Here is a 24,453-nt window from a genome sequence, read left to right on the forward strand (position 1 = left end):
TTATGTAGTGGCTTTTAAATAAATAGGGCCAAATTAAGATTTATAAACGTAATTATTGTTTTTTAGTTGTAGTAGCGTCGGCCAATTGGGTTTGAGTGGCCGGGTTTTCGTCCAGCTCGTTCAGGTTGTAATGGTTAATGATACCTAAAACCTGCGAAGCCCATCGGCGGCTACCGGCATAGCCAGAACGCTGAATGCCCTTTGCCCAACCTTTGTAATCGTAGTGGGTAAGCGCGTCGGCCAGGTGGCTGAACTGTTTACGCTCGGTCATGATGCGGGCAAAATCCTGGAACGATTCAAAAACCGAATCGTAACGTTTGTATGAAGTACGAACCTTTTTGTTGTGTTTGGTATAAACTACAGTGTTGTAGCCCTTTACTCCAAATTGATTATTAAGATTTTGAGCGATGGTGCTGTTGCCGCAGCCCGACTCGTGCATGGCTACACCTAAAACGATGCTGGCCGGGATGCCGGTTTCGTGCATAATACGAATGGCATCATCTTTGAATTTATCAATGTACGATTGTGAGGTATTTTTCTGTGCTGAAGCAGCTAATGTTGAGATCAACAGTGTTGTAATCAGTAAGATTTTCTTCATAATTTATTTTTTTCTGATAACCAGTAAACCGTCACGTACCGGCAGGATCAGTTTTTCTATCCTGCTATCAACAGCTATCTGGTCATTTAGTTTGCGAATCCCCTCAGTGTCGGCATCTTTTTCTGGTCCGTACACCTTTCCTTTCCACAAAACATTATCAATTATTATTAATCCTCCGGATCTGACTTTGTCAAAAACTAATTGAAAGTAGGTATAATTATTCTTTTTATCAGCATCAATAAACACTAAATCGAAAATATCTTCCTGTAAATCAGCAATAACGGCCTCTGCCTGCCCAAAATGCAGCTTTATTTTATTTTCAACATTTGTTAGTTTGAAGTGTGAATTGATGATCTCCTCCATTTCGCGGTTAACCTCGATGGTGTGAAGAATCCCATCTTCAGCCAATCCTTCGGCCAGACAAATTGCCGAGTAACCGGTGAAAGTACCTATCTCAAGAATGCGTTTTGGCTGTACCATTTTGCTCAAAAAACTAAGCAAACGGCCCTGATAATGCCCCGATAACATATGCGGTTTCAGCACTTTAATATGCGTTTCGCGGTTGAGCTTTTGCAGCGCTTCCGGTTCGGGGTCGCAATGGTCATCTAAGTAAGCCAGTAGGGCATTAGGGAGAATATCCATGGGGGCAAATGTAAGGATTTTATTTTTATGCGGGAATTTCAGGATATTTAGCGCTGATAAACAAAGCTTTAGCTTACTCAAAGCATTCGTTGTACAAACTCGATTCTCTCCAAAACGCTATTGCGAGGTATGAAGCAATCCCCGATCGGCAGAGCAGCTGTGCAGGTTTCTCTGTAAGTAGGGGATTGCTTCGTACCTTATAATGACGTGGTTGTTATTTATTTTATGAGGATTTGCCACCATTTTCCCCGAATGGAGAAAATGGTCACACTACCTCTATTCGTCATTTTTAAACCGATTTGTTAAATGGTCTATTGCTCTAAAACAGGTTTGTCTTTAATTTGCTCCAAAATCCCCTCCGGCAAATAAGGCCTTCCACCCGCCGAAATACAAGTCCCCGTAAATACCCCGGTAGTCATCACTTTACCTTTAAAGGTAATAGTCTGCTTAAAATGTAACCTCGGCAAACCTTTCGCATCGCCAAACAACTCACAGCTAACGGTGAATTCATCACCGCTCTTTAACGAGCGCACAAACTTCAGCGAATATTCCGAAAGTACCATGTTCACCCCTTTATGCGCCTGCTCTTCAAAATCAAAGCCCAGCACTTCGCGGATAAAATCATGACGGCACCACTCCATATAAAAAGGATAATATAGGCCATCCATTATGTTTTGAACATCTATGTGTTCGTCTTTTACAGTATAAGTTTTAGTAAAGCTCATTTTATTGTTTTTTATAGATAAAAGGGAAGTAACGGAAAAAGCAGCCGATAAATTACAGCGTATTCGTCGGCAAATTGTAAACGACTGTTTTCAAAGCAGATTAAAATCGGGTGCCCATCCAGCTTTGTAATAGTATCACGGCCGATATGGTATCAACAAGTACCTTGTTCTGCCGGTTCTTTTTGTTCATGCCGCTTTGAGCAATAGTTGCTGATGCCATTTTGGAGGTGAAACGCTCGTCAACCATTTCGATAGGCATCTCCGGGAAAGTTTTCTTTAACAGGTTCACAAAGCCTTTTACATGCTGGGCCGATTGCGATGGGGTGTTATCCATTTGCTTTGGTTCGCCTACAATAAAACGTTCCACCTGTTCGGTTTGCATGTATTTTTTTAGAAACTCGATGATGTTGTTTGGGTGGATGTTATCAAGCCCGGTAGCGATGATCTGCAAAGGGTCGGTAACCGCGATGCCTATGCGCTTGGTTCCATAATCAAATGCCATTACTCTCATGGGGTAAAGATAGGGGATGTGAGAATAGGAGATGTGAGATTTTTTGAAGATAGCACTTCTACCACCCGTCATTGCGAGGAACGAAGCAATCCCCGACTTTACAGGGCGGATTTGCATAACCCCTCGGCTTCAGTGCGATTGCTTCGTTCCTCGCAATGACGAGTTTTTATATTCCACTATGCCATTCCTGTCTCAAATCTCACATCTCATATCTCACTTCTAAAATCTAATTCCTATTTTGCACCAAATGCAGTTTAAAGAAATAGTAGGACAGGAGGCAGTAAAGCAATGTTTACTTAACACGGTGAGCGAGAACCGGGTAAGTCACGCGCAGTTATTTTTGGGTCCCGAGGGTTCAGGTAGCTTGGCACTTGCTGTTGCCTATGCCCAATACCTATCCTGCGAAGATAAACAGCCCGGCGATTCTTGCGGGGTATGTTCATCATGCCGCAAGTACCAAAAACTGGCCCATCCCGATCTGCATTTTTCATACCCCTTCTTCGCTAAACATAAGGATGATACCGCGCTAACTTTTATTGAGCAATGGCGCGATGCCCTGCTGGCCAACCCATATATCAGCCTCGATACCTGGCGCGGATACCTGGATGCCGATAACAAGCAGGCCAATATCAATATTGCCGAGTGCCACCAGATCATCAAAAAACTCAGCTTCAAACCATTCGAATCCGAATATAAAATCCTGATCCTTTGGCTGCCTGAATACCTGGATAAAGAAGGAAACTCGCTGCTTAAAATTATCGAAGAGCCACAACCTAATACATTGTTTTTATTAGTAGCTCAAAACCAGGATCAGATCCTGAACACCATCCTTTCGCGTACACAACTGGTAAAAATCCCGGGATTAACGTACGATGAGGTAAAAGATCATTTATTAGCCGCCCATCATCAAACTGAAGAAGCTGCAGCCGAAATAGCTTATTTAAGCAACGGCAACATGACCGATGCGTTGGCGATGTTACAGCAAGACAACAAAAGTTACCATGAGCTGTTTGTACAATGGTTGCGCTATTGTTTCGGGAATAAAGGTCTCGAGGTAATGGCTTTTGTTGATCAGTTTGCAAAAATGGGTCGCGAAAACCAGAAAAACTTTTTGCGTTATGGCGTAAGCTTCGTTCGTGAATGTTGTTTGCTGCTGGCCGGTGCCGGCAACCTGGTTCACTTACCTGCAAAGGAACTGGACACGGCGCAAAAAATGAGCAATGTGCTTACTATCGACAAGGCACAATCTATCATAACCGAACTGGAGAAAGCGCATTATCATGTGGAGAGAAACGCTAATCCAAAAATTTTATTTTTAGATGTATCTTTACAAATTATAAGAGTGTTAATTACAAGAAACGTCCCCGCGGGGAATCAATATATGCCGAATTAAATTATGGGATGTGGAAGTTGCTCAACAGGTGGCGGATGTTCGCCTGCGGGCTGCAAAAGTAACGGCAGTTGCCTTACTAATGGTTGCAGCAAATTAGATGTTTACGATTGGCTGTCGCATATGGACATGCCGACAAACTATAAACCGTTTAAAGTTATCGAAGTAAAGTTTAAAGGCTCGCGCAAGGAGTTTTTTGTAAACAACGATAATATTTATCTCGAAGCCGGCGAACTTGTTGCTGTTGAAGCTACTACCGGTGGATATGACATTGGTCACGTTTCGCTAACCGGCGAACTGGTGCGCATGCAAATGGTTAAACGCCATGTTAAGGAAGCCGATGTGGTAAAAAAGATCTACCGCAAAGCTACCGTCGCCGATGTAGATAAGTGGAAAGCTGCAAAAGATATGGAATGGGAAACCATGCATAAATCGCGCAAGCTGGCACTTGATCTTAACCTGAGCATGAAGTTGAGTGATGTTGATTACCAGGGCGATAAAACCAAAGCTACTTTTTATTATACTGCCGAAGGTCGTGTTGATTTCAGGGAACTGATCAAAAAAATGGCCGAAACATTTCGCATCCGCATCGAGATGAGGCAGATAGGCATGAGGCAGGAAGCAAGCCGTTTAGGTGGTATCGGCTCATGCGGTCGCGAACTTTGCTGTTCAACCTGGCTTACCGATTTTAAAACGGTATCAACCTCAGCTGCACGTTATCAAAACCTTTCATTAAATACCCTGAAACTGGCCGGCCAGTGTGGTAAGCTTAAATGCTGCCTCAACTATGAGTTGGACACTTACATGGATGCACTTAAACACATCCCTGATAATGTAAACATTCTCCGCACCGAAAAAGGAGATGCCCGTTTACAAAAAACGGATATCTTTAAAAAGATCATGTGGTTTAGCTACCCAAGGGAAGAAAACTGGATCCCGTTGCCAATTGCAAAGGTTAAAGAAATTCAGCAGTTGAATAAAGATGGTGTGATCCCTGAAGACCTGGGCGAAATTGAAGAAGTAGAAACAGCACCTGCAAAAGTGTTGGATTACGAAAACGTAGTTGGCCAGGATAGCCTTACTCGTTTGGATGAGCGCCGTAACAACAATAAAAAGAAGAACAACAAAAACCGCAATAAAGGCGGCCAAAGGCCCGAAGGTCAGCAACAGGCAGAGGGTAAACCCGCTAACCAGCAGCAACGCCCACAGCAACAACAACAAGGTGGTAATAATGCCGGGCAGGACAGGCAACAACAAAAGCCACGCCCTGAAGGCCAGCGCCCGCAGCAGCAAAACAGGCCGCAGCAACAAGGCAACAGGCCTCCGCAGCAAAACAAACCTCAAGGAGAACCACGACCACAAGGTGAAGGTAAACCGCAGGGGGAACCAAGGCAACAGGGAGAAGGAAAACCACAAGGAGAGGGTAGGCCACAAGGCGAACCAAGACAACCAGGTGAAGGCAGTAGCAACAATAATAACAGGCGCCGCAGGCCAAACCGTCCGCATAACCCTAACCGCAATAACAACAACAATAACCCACCCGCCAAATCTGAATGAAACGGGCTTTAAATATCTTTTACCCGGCAGCATTGTTACTTTTAACAATGCTGGCCGGTTCTTGTACCGATCCTAATGCCGTTATTGATAACAACACCGAAATTGCCGATCATAACTGGTCGTACGTAAATAGGGTAAAGTTTGATGTGAAAATTGATGATGAGCAGGCGGCTTATAATGAATACCTGAATTTACGCGTTACCGGCAATTATAAGTACTCCAATATTTTCGTGTTGGTATCGCAAACCCTTCCCGGTAAAAAGAAACAAACTACACGATTTGAAGTAAAACTGGCCAATCCCGATGGCGAATGGCTGGGTAAAGGATCGGGCAATTTATATAGCTACCAGGTATTGTTACGTAAAGGATATCATTTCCCGGGAAAGGGAGTTTACCATTTCGAAATTGAGCAGAATATGCGCGATAACCCATTACATAAAATAAGTGATGTGGGCTTGAGGATAGAGAAGGTGAAGTAATCCGTACTTTCCTTTTTGTGCAGGATGATATAAAAACTTACTTTTAGGCAGTTTTTATATCCTTATCATCAATGAAAAAACTGCTTTTAGTTTCCCTGCTCTTCCCCTTATTTGCGGAAGCACAAAACAATGCCGATAGTTTAAAGCAGGTTAGCAGCCTGAAATATTACACCAAAGCCATCACCCAAAATCCGGGCAGCGCCGATTATTATCATAAACGAGGCGTCGCCAACTACAACCTTCAAAACTACAAAGACGCGATAACCGATCTTACCAAAAGTATCTCTATCGATTCAAAAACGGAAGAGACTTTTTTTGATCGCGGCCGAACTTATTATGCACTTGAAGATTACGATAAAGCCATTGCCGACTATAGCAAAGCCATTATTCTGAAAGCGAAAAACACCGATGCTTTTTATAATCGGGGATTGGCAAAACGTGTTAAAGAAGATTATAAAGGCGCCCTGGCCGATTATAACCAGGCTATCCTTCTAAACCCCAAAGATCCCGATGCTTTTATAGAACGCGGCATTTGTAAACGCCACCTGGAAGATTATAAAGGTGCTATCGCCGACTATACTAAAGCTATAGCCTTAGATCCGAAAGAATACGATGCATATTATAACCGGGCTTTAGCAAAAAACGCTTCGGGCGATTATAAAAGCGCGCTTACCGATCTGAATTTGGTTATAGGTGCCGACCCGGAGCGTTCCAACGCTTTTTACGCGCGTGGAAACTCCAAAAGAAATCTGGACGATTATAAAGGTGCGATAGCCGATTTTTCAGTCTACATCAATTTCAAACCTAATGAAGCCGATGGCTACAATAGCAGAAGTCTTGCCAAAATAGATCTTGAAGATTATTACGGAGCTAAGGAAGATGCCGCTAAAGCCATAGCTATAGATAGTACGTATTCGTTACCTTATTATAACCGCGGATTGGCCGAAGATGGCCTGAATGATTTTAATTCATCGGTAGATGATTATACCAGGTTTATAGCATTAGAGCCGAAGGATGCTGATGGCTACTTTAAACGGGGAAACGCAAAGTTTGATCTGGAGGATTATAAAAGCGCTATCGACGATTATAATTCAGCTTTAAAAATTGACCCTAAATATGTTGATGCACTGTATAACCGCGGCCTGTGCAAGCGTAATTTAAATGATTACAAAGGTGCCATTACAGACTACAACCAGGTAATTATATTTAACCCAAAATACAGCGACGCCTATAACAGCCGCGGCGTGGCCAAAAATTTACTTAATGATAAAACCGGGGCCTGTGCCGATTTTAATAAAGCTTTAGCGCTTGGCAACAAATACGCGCCAGATAACATTAAAAAGTATTGTAAATAAACAATAGGCCTTAAAACAACTTATTCCATTTGCTATTTTTATTAAAAAAACTCCCCATGAAAAAACTGATCATTTTATTTTTCGCAGCCTCTGTTGCCTTGAGTGCATGCCATAGCAACGATAAAAAAACAGACAGGCAGAGCGATACCAGCGCAGCCAAAGGCAGCGGCGGCCCTGCAGATTCGGCTAAAAGTACAGCACCTGGTAACAGTGCTGAAACACCTAACTCGTCGGATACAACAAGCCTTCATGGTGATACTGATTCGGCTGTTCATCCGGTGCATTGATATATCTAAAATATTGCACTTTCTATATTGCCTGGTAAGACTTACGAAGTTTTAAAAACTTCGTAAGTCTGCCATGTCATCCGGCTCTCACTTGTATATTAATTTTATTAGCATTTATAAATTTTAATTCTTTACTTTACTAATATTTTTATCAAAAAATGATTGATATCGTATTAGTTGTTGTTTCCCTCATCATCCTGCTCATAGCTGTTTTTTTATTCCTGAAAAAACCAAAAGCTATCGAGTTGATCTCGCCCGAAGAACTGAACCGTTTACGTGCCGATCACGATCTGCTTAAAATATCGCTCGCCAAAGCCGAAGAAAGGTCAGCCGGTTTAGCAGCCGAAAAAGAGAATATCACCAACTTTTTAAAGGAAGAAAAAAACCGCCTCATTGACGAACTTTTATACGAGCGTACCCAGCTGGCCGAAGCCAATAAATCCTTAGAAAATGCCCGCGCCTACTACAAATCGCAACAGGAAAAACTGCAGGAACAGAAAACCGAGATAGAGCAGATCCGCACACAATTTCAGAGAGAGTTTGAAAATGTGGCCGAAAAACTGCTTAAAGAAAAATCTAAAGAGTTTACCGATATCAACCGTAGTAATTTGGATGTTATCCTCAATCCGCTGAAGGAAAACCTAAAGGCTTTTGAGGATAAGGTAGAGAAAGTTTACAATATGGAAGCTGCCGAGCGCAACACCCTGAAAGGGGTGATCACTCAGCTGATGGACCTGAACAAACAGATCAGCGATGAAGCCCAAAATCTTACCAAAGCATTAAAGGGAGATAACAAACGCCAGGGTAACTGGGGTGAGATGATTTTGGAACGGGTGCTGGAACGTTCAGGACTTGTTAAAGACCAGGAATACCGCATCCAGGCAGCTATGCAGGCCACCGATGGCACGAGGTTTCAACCCGATGTAATCATCGATCTGCCGGATGATAAACACCTGATTATCGACTCGAAAGTCTCATTAATAGCTTATGAAAAATTGGTAAATGCCGATACCGAAGATGACCGTAAGCTATTCGCCAAAGCACATATCGAATCTATCCGCGGGCACGTGGCGGGTTTATCAGCCAAAAAATATCACGATCTGTATAAGATCAATTCGCCAGATTTTGTATTGCTTTTTGTGCCGATAGAATCATCATTCAGCATAGCCGTGCAGCTGGATAATGAACTGTTTAATTATGCCTGGGACAGGAAAGTGGTTATTGTTAGTCCATCTACATTATTGGCTACCCTCCGCACCATTGCCAGCATGTGGAAGCAGGAACGCCAAAACCGTAATGTATTGGAAATTGCCCGTTTAAGCGGCGATATGTATGATAAGTTTGTTGGCTTTTTAGGTGATATGGATAGTATTGGTAAAAACATCAACCAAACGCAATCGGCCTATAATAATGCAATCAACAAACTGTCGGAGGGTAGGGGCAACCTTACTACAACTGCAGAAAAGATCAAAAAATTGGGTGCTAAGGCTGATAAGCAAATCGACCAGAAATTTATTGGCGATGAGTAATTATCGCTTTTTAACCTCTGCAACATAGGATGAAATACCTGCTGATTTCGCCTTAAACGTTATGCCCTGCATTCCCAAATTAAAATTAAAATTCATATTTGAGTTCATGCTACTCATGTAATTATTTTTAATGCTGTAAGCAAGTTTGCCAGTTCCTTTTCCTTCTCCGCTTACGGTAATTTCGGCTCCGTTTTGGATTGTTTTTAAATCCATCGACATAGATTGATCAATATCAAAATTGGCGATGTCATTATCAACTGATAAAAGCTTGTAAACAAGTTTAATATTCATTTTAATATTAGAAAAACCGGGTATAGGCAAGGCCACAGGCATCTCCTGCAAAAATGTCTCGCCAATTTTCATCGGCTTATCCGGAAATTGTATCGTGCTGCTGATATTATTGATCATAGCAGTAACCAGCGATCTTATCTTTTCATCACCATTTTTCCCGGATACCGAATCAACATGTAACTTTCCCTCGGCAGATCCTATACCGTAAATGGTTTGTCCATCTAAAGGATGAGGCGTATCCATCTTTTGCCCATTCAAAGTCATTACTGACTCAGTTACTGGTAGGGTCATTGTAAATGGAAATGAATTATCATTTCTGGAATTTTCCGTAACCATATCCAAATTCTGGATATTATGCCCGGCTATAGTCATCGGCAATTTGGTACTCTTCCTTATTTCGGCCAAACTTGCTTCATCGCCGGTGGCATCCATCTCCATATCAAGATCCGTTTTTATTATAAGATGGTAAGTATGGGAGGGTTTATATTTAACTTTAAAAACAACTGATTTTTGAGCAAAACCATAAGTTGCCGTGAACAACAAAAAGCAAGAGATAATGTAAGTCTTCATTTAAAAGATTTAGGTTTAATTACAAATACGAGTTTTATTTACTTTTATTTTTTCCTGCTAAACCACCAATCGGCCTCTTTATTGATCATCAATGCCCAGCCCCACAACTCAAAACCCATTTCGGCAAGGGTTAAAATGATCAAATAAACCGGCATTTGGAGCTGCTTTTTAGCATCCTTTGTTTCGTGCAAAATACCTAATGCATACAACACCGACCATCCTAACAGCAACACATTCAGTAATATCAATACAGAAAGAATAGATTTAGCCCATTTTCTGCCTTCCCCTGTGGCAAATATTAAAAAGCCACCAACCAGGAAGAAGAATAAAATAGCTGAAATATTAAACCCACCCAGATAATTATTTGCTGTTTGAATAATCAGTGCCAGGTAAAGTATCAGGATCCCTTTAACAAAACCCACCGGTGGCTTACCGTCCGGATGGTTATTCAGGTAAAATTTATCAAAAATATCCTGCAGCATTTATTCTGACTTTTTAAACGCGTTCCATCCTTGCGCTTTCAACTCATGCACAGTACCGCTTTTAGTAACCAAATTGCAACCAGCCGAAGCTTCAGTTATATAACCGATAATGCTGATATCCATTTTAAATTTAATCTTATCATAATCGGCCTGTTTCACGGTGAACAGCAATTCGTAATCCTCGCCGCCGCTTAAAGCGCAAACGGTAGGGTCGAGGTTAAACTCCCGGGCCGTTTCAAAAGTCATCGGATCGAGCGGGATCTTTTCTTCGTACAGGTTACAGCCTTTGTTACTTTGCTTGCAGATATGCAAAAGCTCTGAAGCCAAACCATCCGACACATCGATCATCGAAGTTGGTTTTACCTCAATACTTTTCAGCAATTCTATCACATCACGACGGGCCTCCGGTTTTAACTGACGCTCAACTATGTAATCTTTGCCTTCCAGATCTGGCTGAATATTAGGATTTTCGAGGTAGATCAATTTCTCGCGTTCCAGCAATTGCAACCCGGTATAAGCACCACCCAGATCACCAGACACACAGATCAGGTCACCCTCTTCTGCACCATTGCGGTAAACAATATCGGCTTCATCAGCATATCCTATGGAAGTTACACTGATTACCAAACCTTGTTTCGACGCAGTGGTATCACCACCAATCAAATCCACATTGTATTTTTCGCAGGCGATGTAAATTCCCTGGTAAAGTTCTTCAATAGCTTCCAACGGAAACTTGCTCGACATACCGATAGAAACCGTAACCTGCGATGCGATACCGTTCATCGCATAAATATCGCTCAGGTTTACCTGTATAGCTTTGTACCCCAGGTGCTTAAGCGGCGTATAGGCCAAATCAAAATGAATACCTTCCAAAAGCATATCGGTGCTAATCAACGTTTTTTTGCCGGAAAAATCCAGCACGGCAGCGTCATCGCCAACGCCTTTGTTGCTGCTCTCGTTGGTAAGCTTGATGTTTTTGGTGAGATGACCGATCAGGCCAAATTCGCCAAGTTCCTCTAAATTAGTCCTATCCTGATTTTCAAACATATAGTTTCCCTTAAATCTCCCGAAGGAAGACTTTTAAAAGCTTTTCATTTATAAATTTTCGGGCCGCAACCCGGTATCAAATATTCCGCCGAAGGCGGGAAAATTTTTTTGAGATTTTTAGCTGTTTCCAACTAAAATCAATTGCTACCCCCAAAAGAGGGCTGCAAATATATCGAAGCACTTTGCAGTTTACTGCTTAAGCCCCCCTTGTACTTTTTAACAACATTGTGGATAACTCAAAAATCCGGGCCGCAACCTGTCACCATTATATCCGCCAAAGGCGGAAAAATTTTTGGCGATTTTTAGCCTTTTAAGAGCCTCAAGGTACTTTTCTACCAAAAATACCCTCCAAAAACCACCTGTCAGTTTTCCACAATTACCAGGTTCATAACTTACCGATCAAGACCATCCAACCAATCAAAAAATCGGTGTAATCAATCCTCAATCGGTGTAATCCCAAAAAACAAAAAGAACTACAGCCCTAATTGCGCCGAAATCTCCAGCATTCGCTCGATAGGCTTTACAGCTTTCTCGATGATATGTTCTGGTACGGTTACCTCTGGTGTTTCATTTTTCAAACACAGGTATAACTTTTCCAGCGTGTTACGTTTCATGTGCGGGCAATCGTTACATGCACAGTTGTTGTTTGGAGGTGCCGGGATAAATATTTTATCCGGGTTTTCCTTCTGCATCTGGTGCAATATGCCCGATTCTGTTGCAACAATAAATTCCTTTTCCTGGCGACTGCCGGCGTATTTCAAAATACCGGTTGTCGAACCAACATAATCGGCCATTTCCAGTATAACGTCCTCGCATTCAGGGTGCGCCAACAGTTTTGCACCGGGATGACGCTCTTTAAGTTTGGTGATCTTTTCTCTCGAAAATATCTCATGCACCATACAGGCACCATTCCACAATACCAGGTCACGACCGGTTTTCTTGGCCACATACGCGCCAAGGTTTTTATCAGGACCGAAAATGATCTTCTGATCTTTCGGTAAGCTCTCCACAATCTGCACCGCGTTGCTTGATGTACACACAATATCGGTTAAAGCTTTCAGTTCGGCCGTGCAGTTTACATACGTGATCACCAGGTGATCGGGATAGTTTTCCTTAAACTTTTTAAACAAGTGAGGAGGGCAACTATCTGCTAATGAACAACCTGCCTTCATATCCGGCAGTAAAACCTTTTTTGTTGGCGACAGGATCTTGGCTGTTTCGGCCATGAAATGCACACCAGCAAAAACAATAATGTCGGCATCAGTTTTCGCGGCTTGCTGCGACAGGCCCAAACTATCACCAATGTAATCGGCAATATCCTGAATGTCGCCATCCTGGTAATAGTGCGCCAGGATCACCGCGTTCTTTTGCTTTTTTAATTTTTCGATTTCGGCGAAAAGATCAAGCGTTGGGTCGATCTCTTCATCCACGTATCCTTTCAGATTAATTTCTTCGAAGGTATTCATTTCCACAATTCAATTAATAACAACTACTTTTTAAATAAAAGAAAACTATTGTTTGTTATGGTGTTGGTATTGTGCAAAAGTCGCTCTAATTTTTCTTTTATAAATTAGTTTTCACAACTTATTAACACATATAAACATTTTTCCACCAAAAAGTATGCTGATTTTTAGATATCTGTGACAATCAATTTTTATTTAAAAAAGTTTTATGTTAAAAATTAGCGGGTGGGGAAAATGTTAGCTTTATGACTAAAGTGTCGTAAAAGTCGCTCAAAAAATATTGATATTCGACGCTTAAACAGGAGTTATACACATTCAAATCTATTTTTAAGTTTTTCTTTACATAAACTTAACAGGTTTTACAGCTGTTATTAACATTAGTACTACTTTTACACACATTTCATATAAAACATGACCCGATCTGTTGATTTCCTCGTAGTGGGTTCAGGCATTGCCGGTTTAAGTTTCGCGCTCAAAGCGGCGAAGCATGGTAAGGTTCTGATAGTTACAAAATCTAACGAAGATGAATCGAACACTAAGTACGCCCAGGGTGGGGTAGCTGTAGTTGTGGATAAAAAAGAAGATTCGTTTGAAAAGCATATCCAGGATACCTTAATAAGTGGTGATGGCCTTTGCGACCGAGAAGTTGTTGAAGCCGTTGTTAAAGAAGGTCCGGAACGGATTAACGAAATTATTGAATACGGAACCAATTTCGACAAGACAAATGAAGGTGTTTATGACCTTGCCAAAGAGGGTGGCCATTCCGAGTTCCGCGTATTACATTATAAAGATGTAACTGGCTGGGAGATAGAGCGTTCACTTTTAGAAGAAATTCATAAAAACCCTAATATTGAGATACTTACGCATTATTTCGCTGTCGATTTGATCACCCAGCACCATTTGGGCCAGCTGGTAGGTAAATCAAGTACTGATATTACATGTTTTGGTATTTATGCTTTTAATACGGAAACAAAAATTGTTGAGAAGATCCTATCTAAAGTAACAGTAATGGCTGCCGGTGGTGCCGGGCATATTTACGCGGTTACTACAAACCCAACCATTGCAACCGGTGATGGTATAGCGATGGTGTACCGCGCAAAAGGTAAAGTGCGTAATATGGAGTTTATGCAATTCCATCCTACGGCATTATATAATCCAGGTGAATATCCTTCATTTTTAATTTCGGAAGCTGTACGTGGTTTCGGCGGTGTTTTGAAACGTACGAATGGCGAAGAGTTTATGCACGAGTACGATGAGCGTAAATCGTTAGCGCCACGTGATATTACGGCAAGAGCTATTGATGCCGAGATCAAAAAATCTGGCGAAGATTATGTTTATTTAGATGTAAGGCACCGCAGTAAAAAAGATATCCTGAATCATTTCCCTAATATTTATGCTAAATGTTTAGAGATAGGTATTGATATGACCAAAGATATGATCCCCGTTGCGCCGGCCTGTCATTATATGTGTGGTGGTATTTTGGTTGATCACGTTGGCCAGTCATCTATATTAAGGTTATATGCCTGCGGCGAATGTTCATCAACAGGATTGCATGGTGCTAACCGTTTGGCTTCAAATTCATTGTTGGAGGCTTTGGTTTTCGCACATAGAATTTATGAAGACGCTATAAAAAATTTCGAGAATAATGTGATCCCTGATAACATCCCGGATTGGGATGAGAAGGGTGTACAGCTCTCTAATGAAGATATCCTTGTAACCCACAACGTTCGCGAAATGCAAAAATTGATGAATGACTATGTGGGTATTGTGCGTTCAGATTTTAGGTTGGATAGGGCCTTGCGCAGGTTGAAATTGTTATATGAAGAGACGGAGGATTTTTACAAGAAAACCAAACTTTCAGTAAAACTTTGCGAGCTGCGTAATTTGATCCAGGTATCGTTTATTGTAGTAAAATCAGCTATGTTACGTAAGGAGAGTAGGGGACTACATTATACTACGGATTATCCGGAGCACGCTGCTGAAGTGAGGGATACGGTGTTTTAGTACACATAATTTATATATCTTGCTGTATATATAAACCATTTATGGGAACTCTTAAAGAAGATATTAAAACTCAATCTGATTGGATCGTTAAAGCTTTTGCAGCTGATGGTTTAACACTTGATTACTCTATTAAAAGTTTTATTGAGATAGATAAATTTTTCAATAGAAATTCTACTCCCGGAAAAGCCAAACGTGGAGGACGATTGACTAATAAATTAGGTAGTACGGTATTTTCGATAGGATCTTATATTATTGAGACTATTATGAAGCAGGTTCCCGATGCTGTTTTATTTACAGATGATGAAGCCGCCGATGGCGAAGTTACTATGTCGGTTACCCTACCTGATGGCGGAGTTATTTTTCCGGTACAACGAGTAATGAAGAGATTTAAAAATGGTGAAGAGGATTCTATTTACGTATATGGTCATCAGCTTACAAAGGATTTTACCAAAGAGCCATTCGACGAAAGTTATTGGACTATGAATAATGCCAAAGGCGAGATTAAAAGTTGGTGGAAGTTTTGGTAGTAACTTAAGAGAGCGAAAAACGGGATTCGAACCCGCGGCCTTCAGTTTGGGAAACTGACGCTCTACCGACTGAGCTATTTTCGCTTATTTTGTACTCAAACATAATTAAAATTTCGGATTTCAGAATTTCGATTTCGGATTTAGTTTTAAATTTAAGTCATGCCATTAATATTACCTGTAAAAGATAAAAGCCCGGTTTGGGGTAATGATTGTTTTATTGCCGAAAACTGCACCATAGTAGGGGATGTGGTGATGGGCGATAATTGTTCGGTTTGGTTTAATGCCGTAATTCGTGGTGATGTGCATTATATTAAAATAGGCAATAACACTAATATTCAGGATGGCGCGGTAATTCATGCCACTTATTTAAAAGCCGCAACTAATATTGGCAACCAGGTATCTATAGGCCATAATGCGCTTGTGCACGGCTGCACTTTGCATGACCATACATTGGTAGGGATGGGTGCCATTGTGATGGATCACGCGGTTGTAAACGAGTTTGTGATCATTGCTGCAGGTGCTGTTGTATTGGAAAATACCATTTGCGAATCGGGCTATTTATACGCCGGTATCCCTGCTAAAAAAATAAAGCCCCTTACTGAAGAGCAAAGGGCTATGTTGAAGCAACTACCTCAAAATTATATTATGTACTCCGGTTGGTTTAAGGAGTAATTGGCTCCTTTGGCACCGTTATAGGCTCTTCTGCTTCCCAATTGGGCCTTAGGGTAATGAGCTTTTCATTCAACCATATTTGCTCTGGCTGGCGGCGTTGTTTTACATTGCCGCTATCCCATTTACCATTTTTATTATCATCGTAAATAACCCTGATATAGTATTTGGCTGCCAGGATACCTTTATAAACTATCGAACCGCTTTTGGTTATCGGATTACTCTGGATCTTCTTTTTGTCTTCACTCAAAAGCTCAACTACGTAGGCTTTACCGGTATCGGCCGGTAAAGTTATTTTGGCTGTAAGCTGACTATAATTTTCTATTTTATTGATCTGGAATTTTTTTCCCGGAAGCCGTTTATTTTTATCGCCGTAAACATCCGTCAAAGCGCCTTCATTTAAAATCAGTTCATACCTGCTTTGTTCCCGCCATCGATATTTTAAATTGAGCACTTTGTAATTACCGGTATCCTTTTGGATGGTGAAATCGCTTGTAGCTACCGAGTCTTCATTTAAAGTAATTAATGATTGATCGAAGTTTTCGATAGGGATATTTGCCGTTATTTTAAGGTCTGTACCGGGTTTTAATTTACTATCGTTACCAAGGTTGTACCCGGCTGTAAGTATGCGCGTAAAGCTTTCATTTTTCCGTTTAAGCTGATAAATGGTATCAATAGCTTTTCCTTTTTCATATATGGCTACACGGATAGAATCGAAATTCATGTTGCGCAAATAAACCGAAGCGGTATCGTTATTAGGCGTGTAGGTAACCTGCTTTCGCTCGTCGATATTAGCTGGGTAAATTACTTTAATACCGGGCTGGATCAATCCACGGTTAAATATCAATTGAAGTTTTCCATCCTGGTCAAAACGTTTTTCAGATACCCTGAATTTATCTGCATCTTGCTTAAATAAATTAAGTTGGATATTTGAGGTATCCGATTTAAGGTGAACTACTTTTTTCTGGAAAGCGATCAACTCATTATCGTTATCAAATATTTTATTCGGGCTTGCTTCTTTCAATGCGTAGATACGATAATCATCTTCACGCAAATTGTTCAATGCGAAATTTCCGGATGAATCCGTTAGGGCGAAAATTGCCGGCTTCTTTTTTCCGAATAGGGTATCCTGCTTAACCGGGAAAATAAATACCAATACATCTTTCTCTTTTTCCTGGGTGAGGGTGTTGGTTACCCTACCCGACATACTTAATGAATCGATGTGGTTACCGGTAGAAAAAACGTAAGTGAAATTTTTAAGAATATTACTTTCGTTCACATCCTGGATCGACTTGCCGAAACTGATCACATACGTTGTGTTTTTTTGGAGCGTATCTTTAAACTCAACTTTTAGTTTTCGTTTGTTAGACGAATACTCCGGTTGCTTTTCCATCGCCGGGCTCATACTGATTTCCTGGTAAGCGTTGGTGAGTTTGATAAACTCGTCAAATTCCAGGTCGATTTCTTTGGCGTTAAAATTCCGGGTTTTATTTGCCGGAATTGCCTTCACCAATTTTGGTGGAGTCTGGTCGCGCGGGCCTCCTTGGGGTGGTTGTTGGGCCGCACAGCCTAAAATGAACAAAACGATAAAAATCAGTAAGTAATTTTTGTAAAAAATAGCCGGTTTTGTGTTTAACATGGTTTTTAGGCGATATAAGCGATTTTTATGTTTTTATGAACAGTAATATTAAAATTTTGAAATAATTGATTTAATAAGACTTTTTATAATTATCTAATTACCAGTTATTTATGAATTATCTTGACACGTGAACCATCAAAACAGAAATATCCGAGGGTGAAACGCCCGAAATGCGTGATGCCTGGCCTAAAGTGCGTGGTTTGATACGCATCAATTTTTCGCGGGCCTCTTTTGATAACGACACCAAAGTGTGGTAATCAAAATTTGGATTGATCTCGCGGTCTTCCATTTTTTTCATCTTGTCTACTATCTCCATTTCCTTGATGAAATAACTCTCATATTTAATTTTTATTTCAGCCTGCTCAATAGTTTCTTTATCATAGGCCGATAGTAGTTCGGCTAATGGTGCATCGGCTTTTTTCAGATCTTCAAAAGTTACCTGCGGCCTGCTTAATAAATTGAATAGTTTATTGCTTTGGGTAAGAGCGCTTGTACCTAACTCTTCCAGCAACCCGTTCACGGTAGATGGATCGATAGATTTACTTTTGGTATAAGCTACAATATCATCCGAGTTTTTTACCTTTTGATTTACCTTTTCTAAACGTTCATCATTGATCAATCCCAACTCATGACCAATAGGGGAGAGCCTGATATCGGCATTATCCTGGCGAAGTAACAAACGGTGTTCCGCTCGTGAAGTGAACATGCGGTATGGTTCTTCGGTGCCTTTGGTTACCAGGTCATCAATCAAAACGCCGATGTATGATTCTGATCTTTTAAGGATCAGCTCATGTTTATCATTGATTTTTTGGTGCGCATTGATACCCGCAATGAAACCTTGTGATGCTGCTTCTTCATACCCGGTAGTACCATTGATCTGGCCCGCGAAGTAAAGATTTCTGATCTGTTTAGTCTCTAAAGTTAAACTCAATTGAGTAGGCGGGAAGAAATCGTACTCAATAGCGTAACCTGGCCTGAACATTTTGGCATTCTCAAATCCCGGAATTTTGGTGAGTGCTTTGTATTGTACATCCTCGGGTAGAGAAGTAGAGAAACCATTTACATAGATCTCAACGGTATTCAAACCTTCCGGTTCAACGAAAATCTGGTGACGGTCACGTTCGGCAAAGCGGTTAATTTTATCTTCGATAGACGGGCAATAGCGCGGACCTAAACCTTTAATTCTACCGGTAAACATTGGTGATTTTTCGAAGCCTTCTTTCAAGGTTTCGTGTACATCCGTATTGGTATAGGTGATCCAGCAGCAACGTTGCTCTTCAATCATCGGTACATCTGTGTAAGAGAATTTGCCTCTTACAGGGTCGCCCCATTGTTCCTCCATCAGGCTATAATTAAGGCTTCGGCCATCTACACGGGGTGGGGTACCGGTCTTCATCCTACCTGCTTCAAAGCCTAATTCAACCAATTGCTCGGTTAAACCTGTAGCTGCTTTCTCTCCGGTGCGGCCTCCGCCAAACCTTTTCTCTCCGATATGGATCACACCATTTAGGAAAGTACCATTGGTTAATACTACAGCATCAGCCTCAATTTCGATACCTATAGATGTACGAACGCCACAAACTGTATTGTTTTTTACCAATAGAGAGGTAACAGTATCCTGCCAAAAATCAACATTAGGGGTTGCTTCCAATGCCAATCGCCACTCTTCTGCAAACCTCATCCTGTCACTTTGCGCACGTGGGCTCCACATAGCCGGGCCTTTTGATTGGTTTAGCATCCGGAATTGGATAGATGTTTTATCAGTTATAATGCCCGAATATCCTCCCAAAGCATCCACCTCACGTACTATCTGGCCCTTGGCTACACCGCCCATAGCAGGGTTGCAGCTCATCTGAGCAATAGTACCCATATTCATGGTTATCAGCAAAACTGACGAACCTAAGTTAGCAGCAGCAGCGGCAGCTTCACAGCCCGCATGACCAGCACCAACTACAATAACATTATATTTCTTAAACATTTTATCCTCCTTGTTCCCTTTTTGGTAAGTCTCGAGTCGTAAGTTTTAAGTCTGAATTAGGCTTGTGTTATACGTTTATTAAAGACTTGTTCCACGTGGAACGTTATTTACAATTCTTATTTGTGAGTTTTAAGGCTTTTATTTAGGTAAGCTAAATACTCTGTTTTTTAAACGTTCCACGTGGAACGTTAGCTTTATATGGATCTGATAATCGTTTTGTGAAAACTTTCGACTTCCTACTTAGAACTTCAGACATAGCCTACAAAATTACCTTATCTAAACAGATGTTCCACGTGGAACCCTGAATAATGATATTAAAGCTACAATTGCCCAGATGCTCTCCAATACTACAAAAGGGTAGAAGCTTATCATATACGAAGCATAGCCACATGTGCCTGCTCCTATAAAGTTCATTAAGCTATAAACCTTGCTTTGTGCCGATAATTTACCTGCTAAATTCAACAGGAAGGCTATTAGTAGAATGATAACACCTGTTGTAGCTATAATATCTGAGGTTTTCATTATCCTTCGTTTAATTCGGTTAGTTCCATCCAACGGGCACTTTTATCGTCCAATTGTTTATTCAAAACATCTATTTGCTTTAATATTTCATCAAGCTTTTTAGGGTCGATACCTGTAGCATTCAGTTGTTCATTTTTATCTTTAATATTGGCTTCAATGGTGTTTATCTCGCCTTCTATGCCTTCTAATTCCTTTGCTTCTTTAAAACTTAATTTGCTTTTCTTGGCAGCAGGAGCAGCTTGTTGCACTACAGGAGCAGGTTTTTTAGCCTGTTGTTTTGCTTCTTCCAGTTCTAAACGATATGACGAATAGTTACCATTAAATATGCGTACATGGCCTTTCTCTTCCATAATGAAAAGCTGGTCGGTTAGCTTGTCCAGTAAATACCTATCGTGCGATACCATCATTAATACGCCGCCGTAGTTGGTTAAAAACTCTTCCAGTACGTTTAGGGTATCAATATCCAAATCGTTGGTAGGCTCATCCAGTATCAGGAAGTTGGGGTTCTTCATCAGGATGCTCATCAACTGTAAACGTTTCTTTTCGCCACCGCTTAGTTTCGATATAAAGCCGTATTGCTTGGCAGGAGGGAAGAGGAATAGCGTAAGCAGGGCAGAAGCCGAAATTGTTTTACCATCGGCCATGGTAATAAACTCTGCTACGTTCTTTACTATATCAATTACACGTTCATCCTCTTTAAAGGTGATACCAGATTGGTGAAAGTATCCTATTACAGTAGTTTCTCCTTTTACTACAGTTCCTTTATCGGGCTGTAATGCGCCAGTAATGATATTTAACAGAGTTGATTTACCGCTACCATTTTTACCCGCTAAGCCAATCCTGTCGCCTTTTTTAAATATATAGCTGAAGTTATCTATATAGGTATTGCCATTAAATGATTTGTAAAGGTTATCCATCTCCATGATCTTGTTGCCCTGGCGTGCTGTTTTAACACTCAGCTCAACTTTATCACGCGCACCTCCGTTTTTGGTCTTCTCTTCCAGATCATAATAAGCATCGATACGGGCTTTTGATTTGGTGCCACGTGCCTGTGGCTGGCGACGCATCCATTCCAACTCTTTCCTTAACAGGTTGGAGTTTTTTTGAAATGCTGCTTCGTCGGCTGCTTCACGTTCGGCTTTCTTTTCGAGGTAATAACCGTAACTGCCATTGTAGGGTTGAATTTTACCACGATCAATTTCTAAAATCTCGTTACATACGTTATCCAGAAAATACCTGTCGTGCGTAACCATCAATATAGTTTTATTGCCCTCGGTCAACAGTTTCTCCAGCCACTCTATGGTGTCGATATCCAGGTGGTTGGTGGGCTCATCCAGTATATAAACCTCGGGATCCTCAATAAGCAGCTTGGCTAAGGCCAAACGTTTCTTTTGACCGCCCGATAGGGTAGTGATCTTTTGATTGAGGTGGTGGATATCTAAACGGCCTAAAATGGTTTTGATCTTGTACTCATACTCCCAGGCATCAACCTCGCTCATCTCTTCCATTATCTTTTCAATGGCTTTGGCATTGTCAGGCTCATTCTCCATTAATTCTTCATACCTGCGGATTAGCTGTTGCTGTACATCATCGGCATGAAAAATATAATCGCTGATAGTTACAGCATTTTTAAAGTTTGGATCCTGCTCCAGGTAGCCCATATTCAAATCGCGGGCTTGCACTACTTTACCTTCGGTAGGTTTAATAGTACCACCCAGTATTTTTAACAGGGTTGATTTGCCGGCACCGTTAACGCCTACAAGGGCAACCTTGCGGCCGCGGTTAATACCAATGGTTACATTTTTAAATAACCAGTTGTCATGAAATTGGTGGCCAAGGTTCTCGGCAGATAGATAAGTACTCACGATATTTGTTCTATTTTATCCGACTCGTACACAAATACACCAGTCGCTTTTTTTAATGATTGTTTATACATGGCCATGGCAACAGTAGCGCCCTTTATGGCACGATACTTTTTCCAGCCGCCAATAAATAATGGTGTAAGCAGTTTCATTACTACTACCCAAAATTTTTCCATCGGTCTTTTCTCTCCCCTGTCACCTGCCAGGAATGATGGCCTGTAAATATGTAATGCCGGTATGCCTACAGTGGTGATATCCGCTTCGGTTTCACCTTTCAGTTTAGGATAAAACATCGACGAATTTTTATTAGCCCCTATCGACGATACCAGGTGATATTGCTCAATGCCGTTTTGCTTAGCTATTTGCGCCATTAATAACGGATAATCGTGATCAATCTTGCGGTAAAGCGCTAAATCGGGCGTTTTTTTCTTTGTTGATCCCAAACAGGAAAACACAACATCACCTTTCAACTCTTCAGCATACGATTGGAGTTGATCAAAATCTACCACAAGCTGCTTTAATTTATGATGCTGAAGCGGTAACGTTTTCCTTACCAGGATCACTACTTCATCATAATAGGCTTGTTCTAATAAAATTTGCAGGAGGTGACTGCCAATAAGTCCGCTCGCGCCTGCTAATACAGCTTTTTTGGCCATTACTTATTGATTTTTCGCAAAAATAAGCATTATTAAATTGTGGAATAAATATTGTGTGTTTAAACATATAATATAAAATAACATGAAAGCGATATTTTATCCCGCTGCAGAACGCGGCCAAAATGATATAGGTTGGTTAAAAGCGAATTTCTCGTTCAGCTTTGCATCGTACTACAATCCCGAAAAAATGAATTTCGGTGTTTTGAGAGTTTTAAATGACGATATTATTGCTGCCGGCAGGGGCTTTGGTAGCCACCCGCACGATAATATGGAGATCATCACCATACCTTTAAAAGGAGGTTTGGAGCATAAAGATAGCATGGGCAACACAGGTGTAGTAAAGGCCGGTGAAGTACAGGTTATGTCGGCCGGGACAGGTGTATATCATTCTGAATATAATGCATCTCACAAGGAAGAGGCGAATACTTTACAAATTTGGCTTTATCCAAAACAAAGGGATATCCAACCAAGATATGATCAGATGAGTTTTGCGGATAAATTTAAATTGAATGAGCTTACTACCTTGATCTCGCCACAAAAAGGTGAAGATACACTTTGGATAAACCAGGATGCCACATTTTCGATAGGTGAGTTTGAAGCCGGGCAAACTATTGATTATACCATCAAAACTCCTGGTAATGGGGTTTATGTATTTGTTTTGGATGGAGTGGCTAAAATAAACAACCAGCTTTTAAACAAAAAAGATGCGCTTGGCGTTTATGATACAGATTCACTTGCAATTATAATCGAAGAGCCATCCCGTTTCCTAATCATTGACGTACCGATGTCGTAATCAGTACTACCTAAAACCCGTTAAGTGAATTTTATTAGAGTTCAAAACAACCGGGCGCAGCTTGGTTGTTGTTAACAATTATTTAAGATCACTTAGATGGATGCACAACAGGAACTAAGCGGATGGCGAAAATGGATGGAAAGCATAGGTGACTATGTGCTGTTCTTTTCAAGATTTTTCCGCAACATATTTGCCGGTGGCTTTGAATGGTCGGAGTTTGTGAGGCAATGTTATGAGATAGGATACCGATCAATGATGCTGGTAGGCATTACATCATTCATTATGGGGATGGTGCTTATTTTACAGCTTAGGCCATCGCTTATCTCGCTTGGTGCTGAAAGTATGTTACCTAAAACACTTTCGGTAGCCCTGGTGAGAGAGATTGGGCCTGTAATTACCGCTATTATCTGCGCCGGTAAAATAGCTTCAAGTATTGGTGCCGAGTTGGGTAGTATGAAAGTTACCGAGCAGATTGACGCCATGGAAGTATCTGGCGCTAACCCGGTACAATACCTGGTAGTTACCCGGATATTGGCCACCAGCTTTATGATCCCTTTATTGGCAATTATTGGCGATGCTATCGGTTTGCTTGGTGGTTTCCTGGCGCTGAATCTTACTGATAGCATTAGTTTTTCCCTCTACTTTAATAAATGTATAGCCTCGTTAGATTTTACCGATTTGCTGCCAGCCGTAGTTAAAACTGTGTTGTTTGGTTTCGCGGTGGGTTTTGTGGGATGTTATAAAGGATACCACTCCAATAAAGGTACTGAGAGTGTGGGGATTGCTGCTAATTCGGCAGTGGTAACTGCTTCACTGTGGATCTTTATTATTGATGCCATTGCTGTTCAGATAACCAGTTTGCTGTTTTATAAATAAG

General features: G+C 41.1%; 24 protein-coding genes and 1 tRNA gene. 11 read left to right on the forward strand and 14 right to left on the reverse strand.

Annotated features, from left to right (window positions below):
- Positions 1 to 52: 52 nt before the first annotated feature.
- From AAFN85_RS00305 to ruvX, 4 genes are all read right to left on the reverse strand, one after another.
- Positions 53 to 598, reverse strand: a complete 546-nt coding sequence (locus AAFN85_RS00305; protein WP_347524783.1) for a glucosaminidase domain-containing protein — start codon at positions 596 to 598, stop codon at positions 53 to 55.
- 3 nt (positions 599 to 601) lie between these two features.
- A complete protein-coding gene (locus AAFN85_RS00310) occupies positions 602 to 1,240 on the reverse strand; it encodes an O-methyltransferase (protein ID WP_347524785.1) in 639 nt (212 codons plus the stop codon).
- A gap of 311 nt (positions 1,241 to 1,551) precedes the next feature.
- Entirely contained in the window at positions 1,552 to 1,965 is a 414-nt protein-coding gene (locus AAFN85_RS00315; RefSeq protein WP_347524787.1) for an acyl-CoA thioesterase, read from the reverse strand.
- A gap of 100 nt (positions 1,966 to 2,065) precedes the next feature.
- Positions 2,066 to 2,476 carry a Holliday junction resolvase RuvX gene (ruvX, locus tag AAFN85_RS00320; RefSeq protein ID WP_347524788.1) on the reverse strand — a complete coding sequence of 137 codons (411 nt, stop codon included), beginning with the start codon at positions 2,474 to 2,476 and terminating at the stop codon, positions 2,066 to 2,068.
- Between the two features lie 247 nt (positions 2,477 to 2,723).
- On the opposite strand from ruvX, the gene AAFN85_RS00325 reads away from it, so the two are divergent.
- From AAFN85_RS00325 to rmuC, 6 genes are all read left to right on the forward strand, one after another.
- Entirely contained in the window at positions 2,724 to 3,869 is a 1,146-nt protein-coding gene (locus tag AAFN85_RS00325; RefSeq protein ID WP_347524790.1) for a hypothetical protein, read from the forward strand.
- A gap of 3 nt (positions 3,870 to 3,872) precedes the next feature.
- Positions 3,873 to 5,423 (forward strand): regulatory iron-sulfur-containing complex subunit RicT, encoded by a 1,551-nt coding sequence (gene ricT / locus AAFN85_RS00330; RefSeq protein WP_347524791.1) that lies wholly within the window; start codon positions 3,873 to 3,875, stop codon positions 5,421 to 5,423.
- Positions 5,420 to 5,902, forward strand: a complete 483-nt coding sequence (locus AAFN85_RS00335; RefSeq protein WP_347524793.1) for a gliding motility lipoprotein GldH — start codon at positions 5,420 to 5,422, stop codon at positions 5,900 to 5,902. The genes ricT and AAFN85_RS00335 overlap by 4 nt, the downstream gene beginning before the upstream one ends.
- A gap of 71 nt (positions 5,903 to 5,973) precedes the next feature.
- On the forward strand, positions 5,974 to 7,257 hold the full coding sequence (locus tag AAFN85_RS00340; RefSeq protein ID WP_347524795.1) for a tetratricopeptide repeat protein: 1,284 nt from the start codon (positions 5,974 to 5,976) through the stop codon (positions 7,255 to 7,257).
- A gap of 56 nt (positions 7,258 to 7,313) precedes the next feature.
- Positions 7,314 to 7,544: a hypothetical protein gene (locus AAFN85_RS00345; protein WP_347524797.1), complete on the forward strand. Its 231-nt coding sequence runs from the start codon at positions 7,314 to 7,316 to the stop codon at positions 7,542 to 7,544.
- 158 nt (positions 7,545 to 7,702) lie between these two features.
- Entirely contained in the window at positions 7,703 to 9,073 is a 1,371-nt protein-coding gene (gene rmuC / locus AAFN85_RS00350; RefSeq protein ID WP_347524799.1) for a DNA recombination protein RmuC, read from the forward strand.
- Here rmuC and AAFN85_RS00355 read toward each other — a convergent pair whose 3' ends face one another.
- The 4 genes from AAFN85_RS00355 to nadA form a co-directional block, all read right to left on the reverse strand.
- Positions 9,074 to 9,934, reverse strand: coding sequence for a hypothetical protein (locus AAFN85_RS00355; RefSeq protein WP_347524801.1), 861 nt, complete (start codon positions 9,932 to 9,934; stop codon positions 9,074 to 9,076). It lies immediately after the preceding gene.
- Between the two features lie 44 nt (positions 9,935 to 9,978).
- Positions 9,979 to 10,416: a hypothetical protein gene (locus AAFN85_RS00360; protein WP_347524803.1), complete on the reverse strand. Its 438-nt coding sequence runs from the start codon at positions 10,414 to 10,416 to the stop codon at positions 9,979 to 9,981.
- Positions 10,417 to 11,463, reverse strand: a complete 1,047-nt coding sequence (thiL, locus tag AAFN85_RS00365; RefSeq protein ID WP_347524805.1) for a thiamine-phosphate kinase — start codon at positions 11,461 to 11,463, stop codon at positions 10,417 to 10,419.
- A gap of 473 nt (positions 11,464 to 11,936) precedes the next feature.
- Entirely contained in the window at positions 11,937 to 12,929 is a 993-nt protein-coding gene (gene nadA / locus AAFN85_RS00370; RefSeq protein ID WP_347524807.1) for a quinolinate synthase NadA, read from the reverse strand.
- 408 nt (positions 12,930 to 13,337) lie between these two features.
- On the opposite strand from nadA, the gene nadB reads away from it, so the two are divergent.
- Both nadB and AAFN85_RS00380 read left to right on the forward strand, forming a co-directional pair.
- Positions 13,338 to 14,930 (forward strand): L-aspartate oxidase, encoded by a 1,593-nt coding sequence (gene nadB, locus AAFN85_RS00375; protein ID WP_347524809.1) that lies wholly within the window; start codon positions 13,338 to 13,340, stop codon positions 14,928 to 14,930.
- A 41-nt stretch (positions 14,931 to 14,971) separates the two neighbouring features.
- Complete coding sequence (locus tag AAFN85_RS00380; protein WP_347524811.1) at positions 14,972 to 15,457, forward strand: hypothetical protein; 486 nt, start codon at positions 14,972 to 14,974, stop codon at positions 15,455 to 15,457.
- 11 nt (positions 15,458 to 15,468) lie between these two features.
- Here the strand turns inward: AAFN85_RS00380 and AAFN85_RS00385 are convergent.
- Positions 15,469 to 15,541 (reverse strand) — tRNA-Gly (locus AAFN85_RS00385).
- 75 nt (positions 15,542 to 15,616) lie between these two features.
- Here AAFN85_RS00385 and AAFN85_RS00390 point away from each other — a divergent pair.
- Positions 15,617 to 16,129, forward strand: coding sequence for a gamma carbonic anhydrase family protein (locus AAFN85_RS00390; protein ID WP_347524813.1), 513 nt, complete (start codon positions 15,617 to 15,619; stop codon positions 16,127 to 16,129).
- Here AAFN85_RS00390 and AAFN85_RS00395 read toward each other — a convergent pair.
- The 5 genes from AAFN85_RS00395 to AAFN85_RS00415 all read right to left on the reverse strand — a co-directional run bounded on the left by AAFN85_RS00395 (position 16,119) and on the right by AAFN85_RS00415 (position 22,783).
- Complete coding sequence (locus tag AAFN85_RS00395; RefSeq protein WP_347524814.1) at positions 16,119 to 17,765, reverse strand: Ig-like domain-containing protein; 1,647 nt, start codon at positions 17,763 to 17,765, stop codon at positions 16,119 to 16,121. The genes AAFN85_RS00390 and AAFN85_RS00395 overlap by 11 nt on opposite strands.
- A gap of 115 nt (positions 17,766 to 17,880) precedes the next feature.
- Positions 17,881 to 19,743 carry a tRNA uridine-5-carboxymethylaminomethyl(34) synthesis enzyme MnmG gene (mnmG, locus tag AAFN85_RS00400; RefSeq protein WP_347524816.1) on the reverse strand — a complete coding sequence of 621 codons (1,863 nt, stop codon included), beginning with the start codon at positions 19,741 to 19,743 and terminating at the stop codon, positions 17,881 to 17,883.
- A 276-nt stretch (positions 19,744 to 20,019) separates the two neighbouring features.
- Positions 20,020 to 20,265 (reverse strand): hypothetical protein, encoded by a 246-nt coding sequence (locus AAFN85_RS00405; protein ID WP_347524818.1) that lies wholly within the window; start codon positions 20,263 to 20,265, stop codon positions 20,020 to 20,022.
- Complete coding sequence (locus AAFN85_RS00410) at positions 20,265 to 22,130, reverse strand: ABC-F family ATP-binding cassette domain-containing protein (RefSeq protein ID WP_347524820.1); 1,866 nt, start codon at positions 22,128 to 22,130, stop codon at positions 20,265 to 20,267. The genes AAFN85_RS00405 and AAFN85_RS00410 overlap by 1 nt, the downstream gene beginning before the upstream one ends.
- Positions 22,127 to 22,783 carry an oxidoreductase gene (locus tag AAFN85_RS00415; protein ID WP_347524822.1) on the reverse strand — a complete coding sequence of 219 codons (657 nt, stop codon included), beginning with the start codon at positions 22,781 to 22,783 and terminating at the stop codon, positions 22,127 to 22,129. The genes AAFN85_RS00410 and AAFN85_RS00415 overlap by 4 nt, the downstream gene beginning before the upstream one ends.
- Before the next feature lie 82 nt (positions 22,784 to 22,865).
- On the opposite strand from AAFN85_RS00415, the gene AAFN85_RS00420 reads away from it, so the two are divergent.
- Both AAFN85_RS00420 and AAFN85_RS00425 read left to right on the forward strand, forming a co-directional pair.
- A complete protein-coding gene (locus tag AAFN85_RS00420; RefSeq protein WP_347524824.1) occupies positions 22,866 to 23,576 on the forward strand; it encodes a pirin family protein in 711 nt (236 codons plus the stop codon).
- Between the two features lie 96 nt (positions 23,577 to 23,672).
- Positions 23,673 to 24,452: an ABC transporter permease gene (locus AAFN85_RS00425; RefSeq protein ID WP_347524826.1), complete on the forward strand. Its 780-nt coding sequence runs from the start codon at positions 23,673 to 23,675 to the stop codon at positions 24,450 to 24,452.
- Position 24,453 lies beyond the last annotated feature (1 nt).

Source organism: Mucilaginibacter sp. CAU 1740 (assembly GCF_039839285.1).
In the GTDB taxonomy this organism is placed as follows: Bacteria; Bacteroidota; Bacteroidia; order Sphingobacteriales; family Sphingobacteriaceae; genus Mucilaginibacter.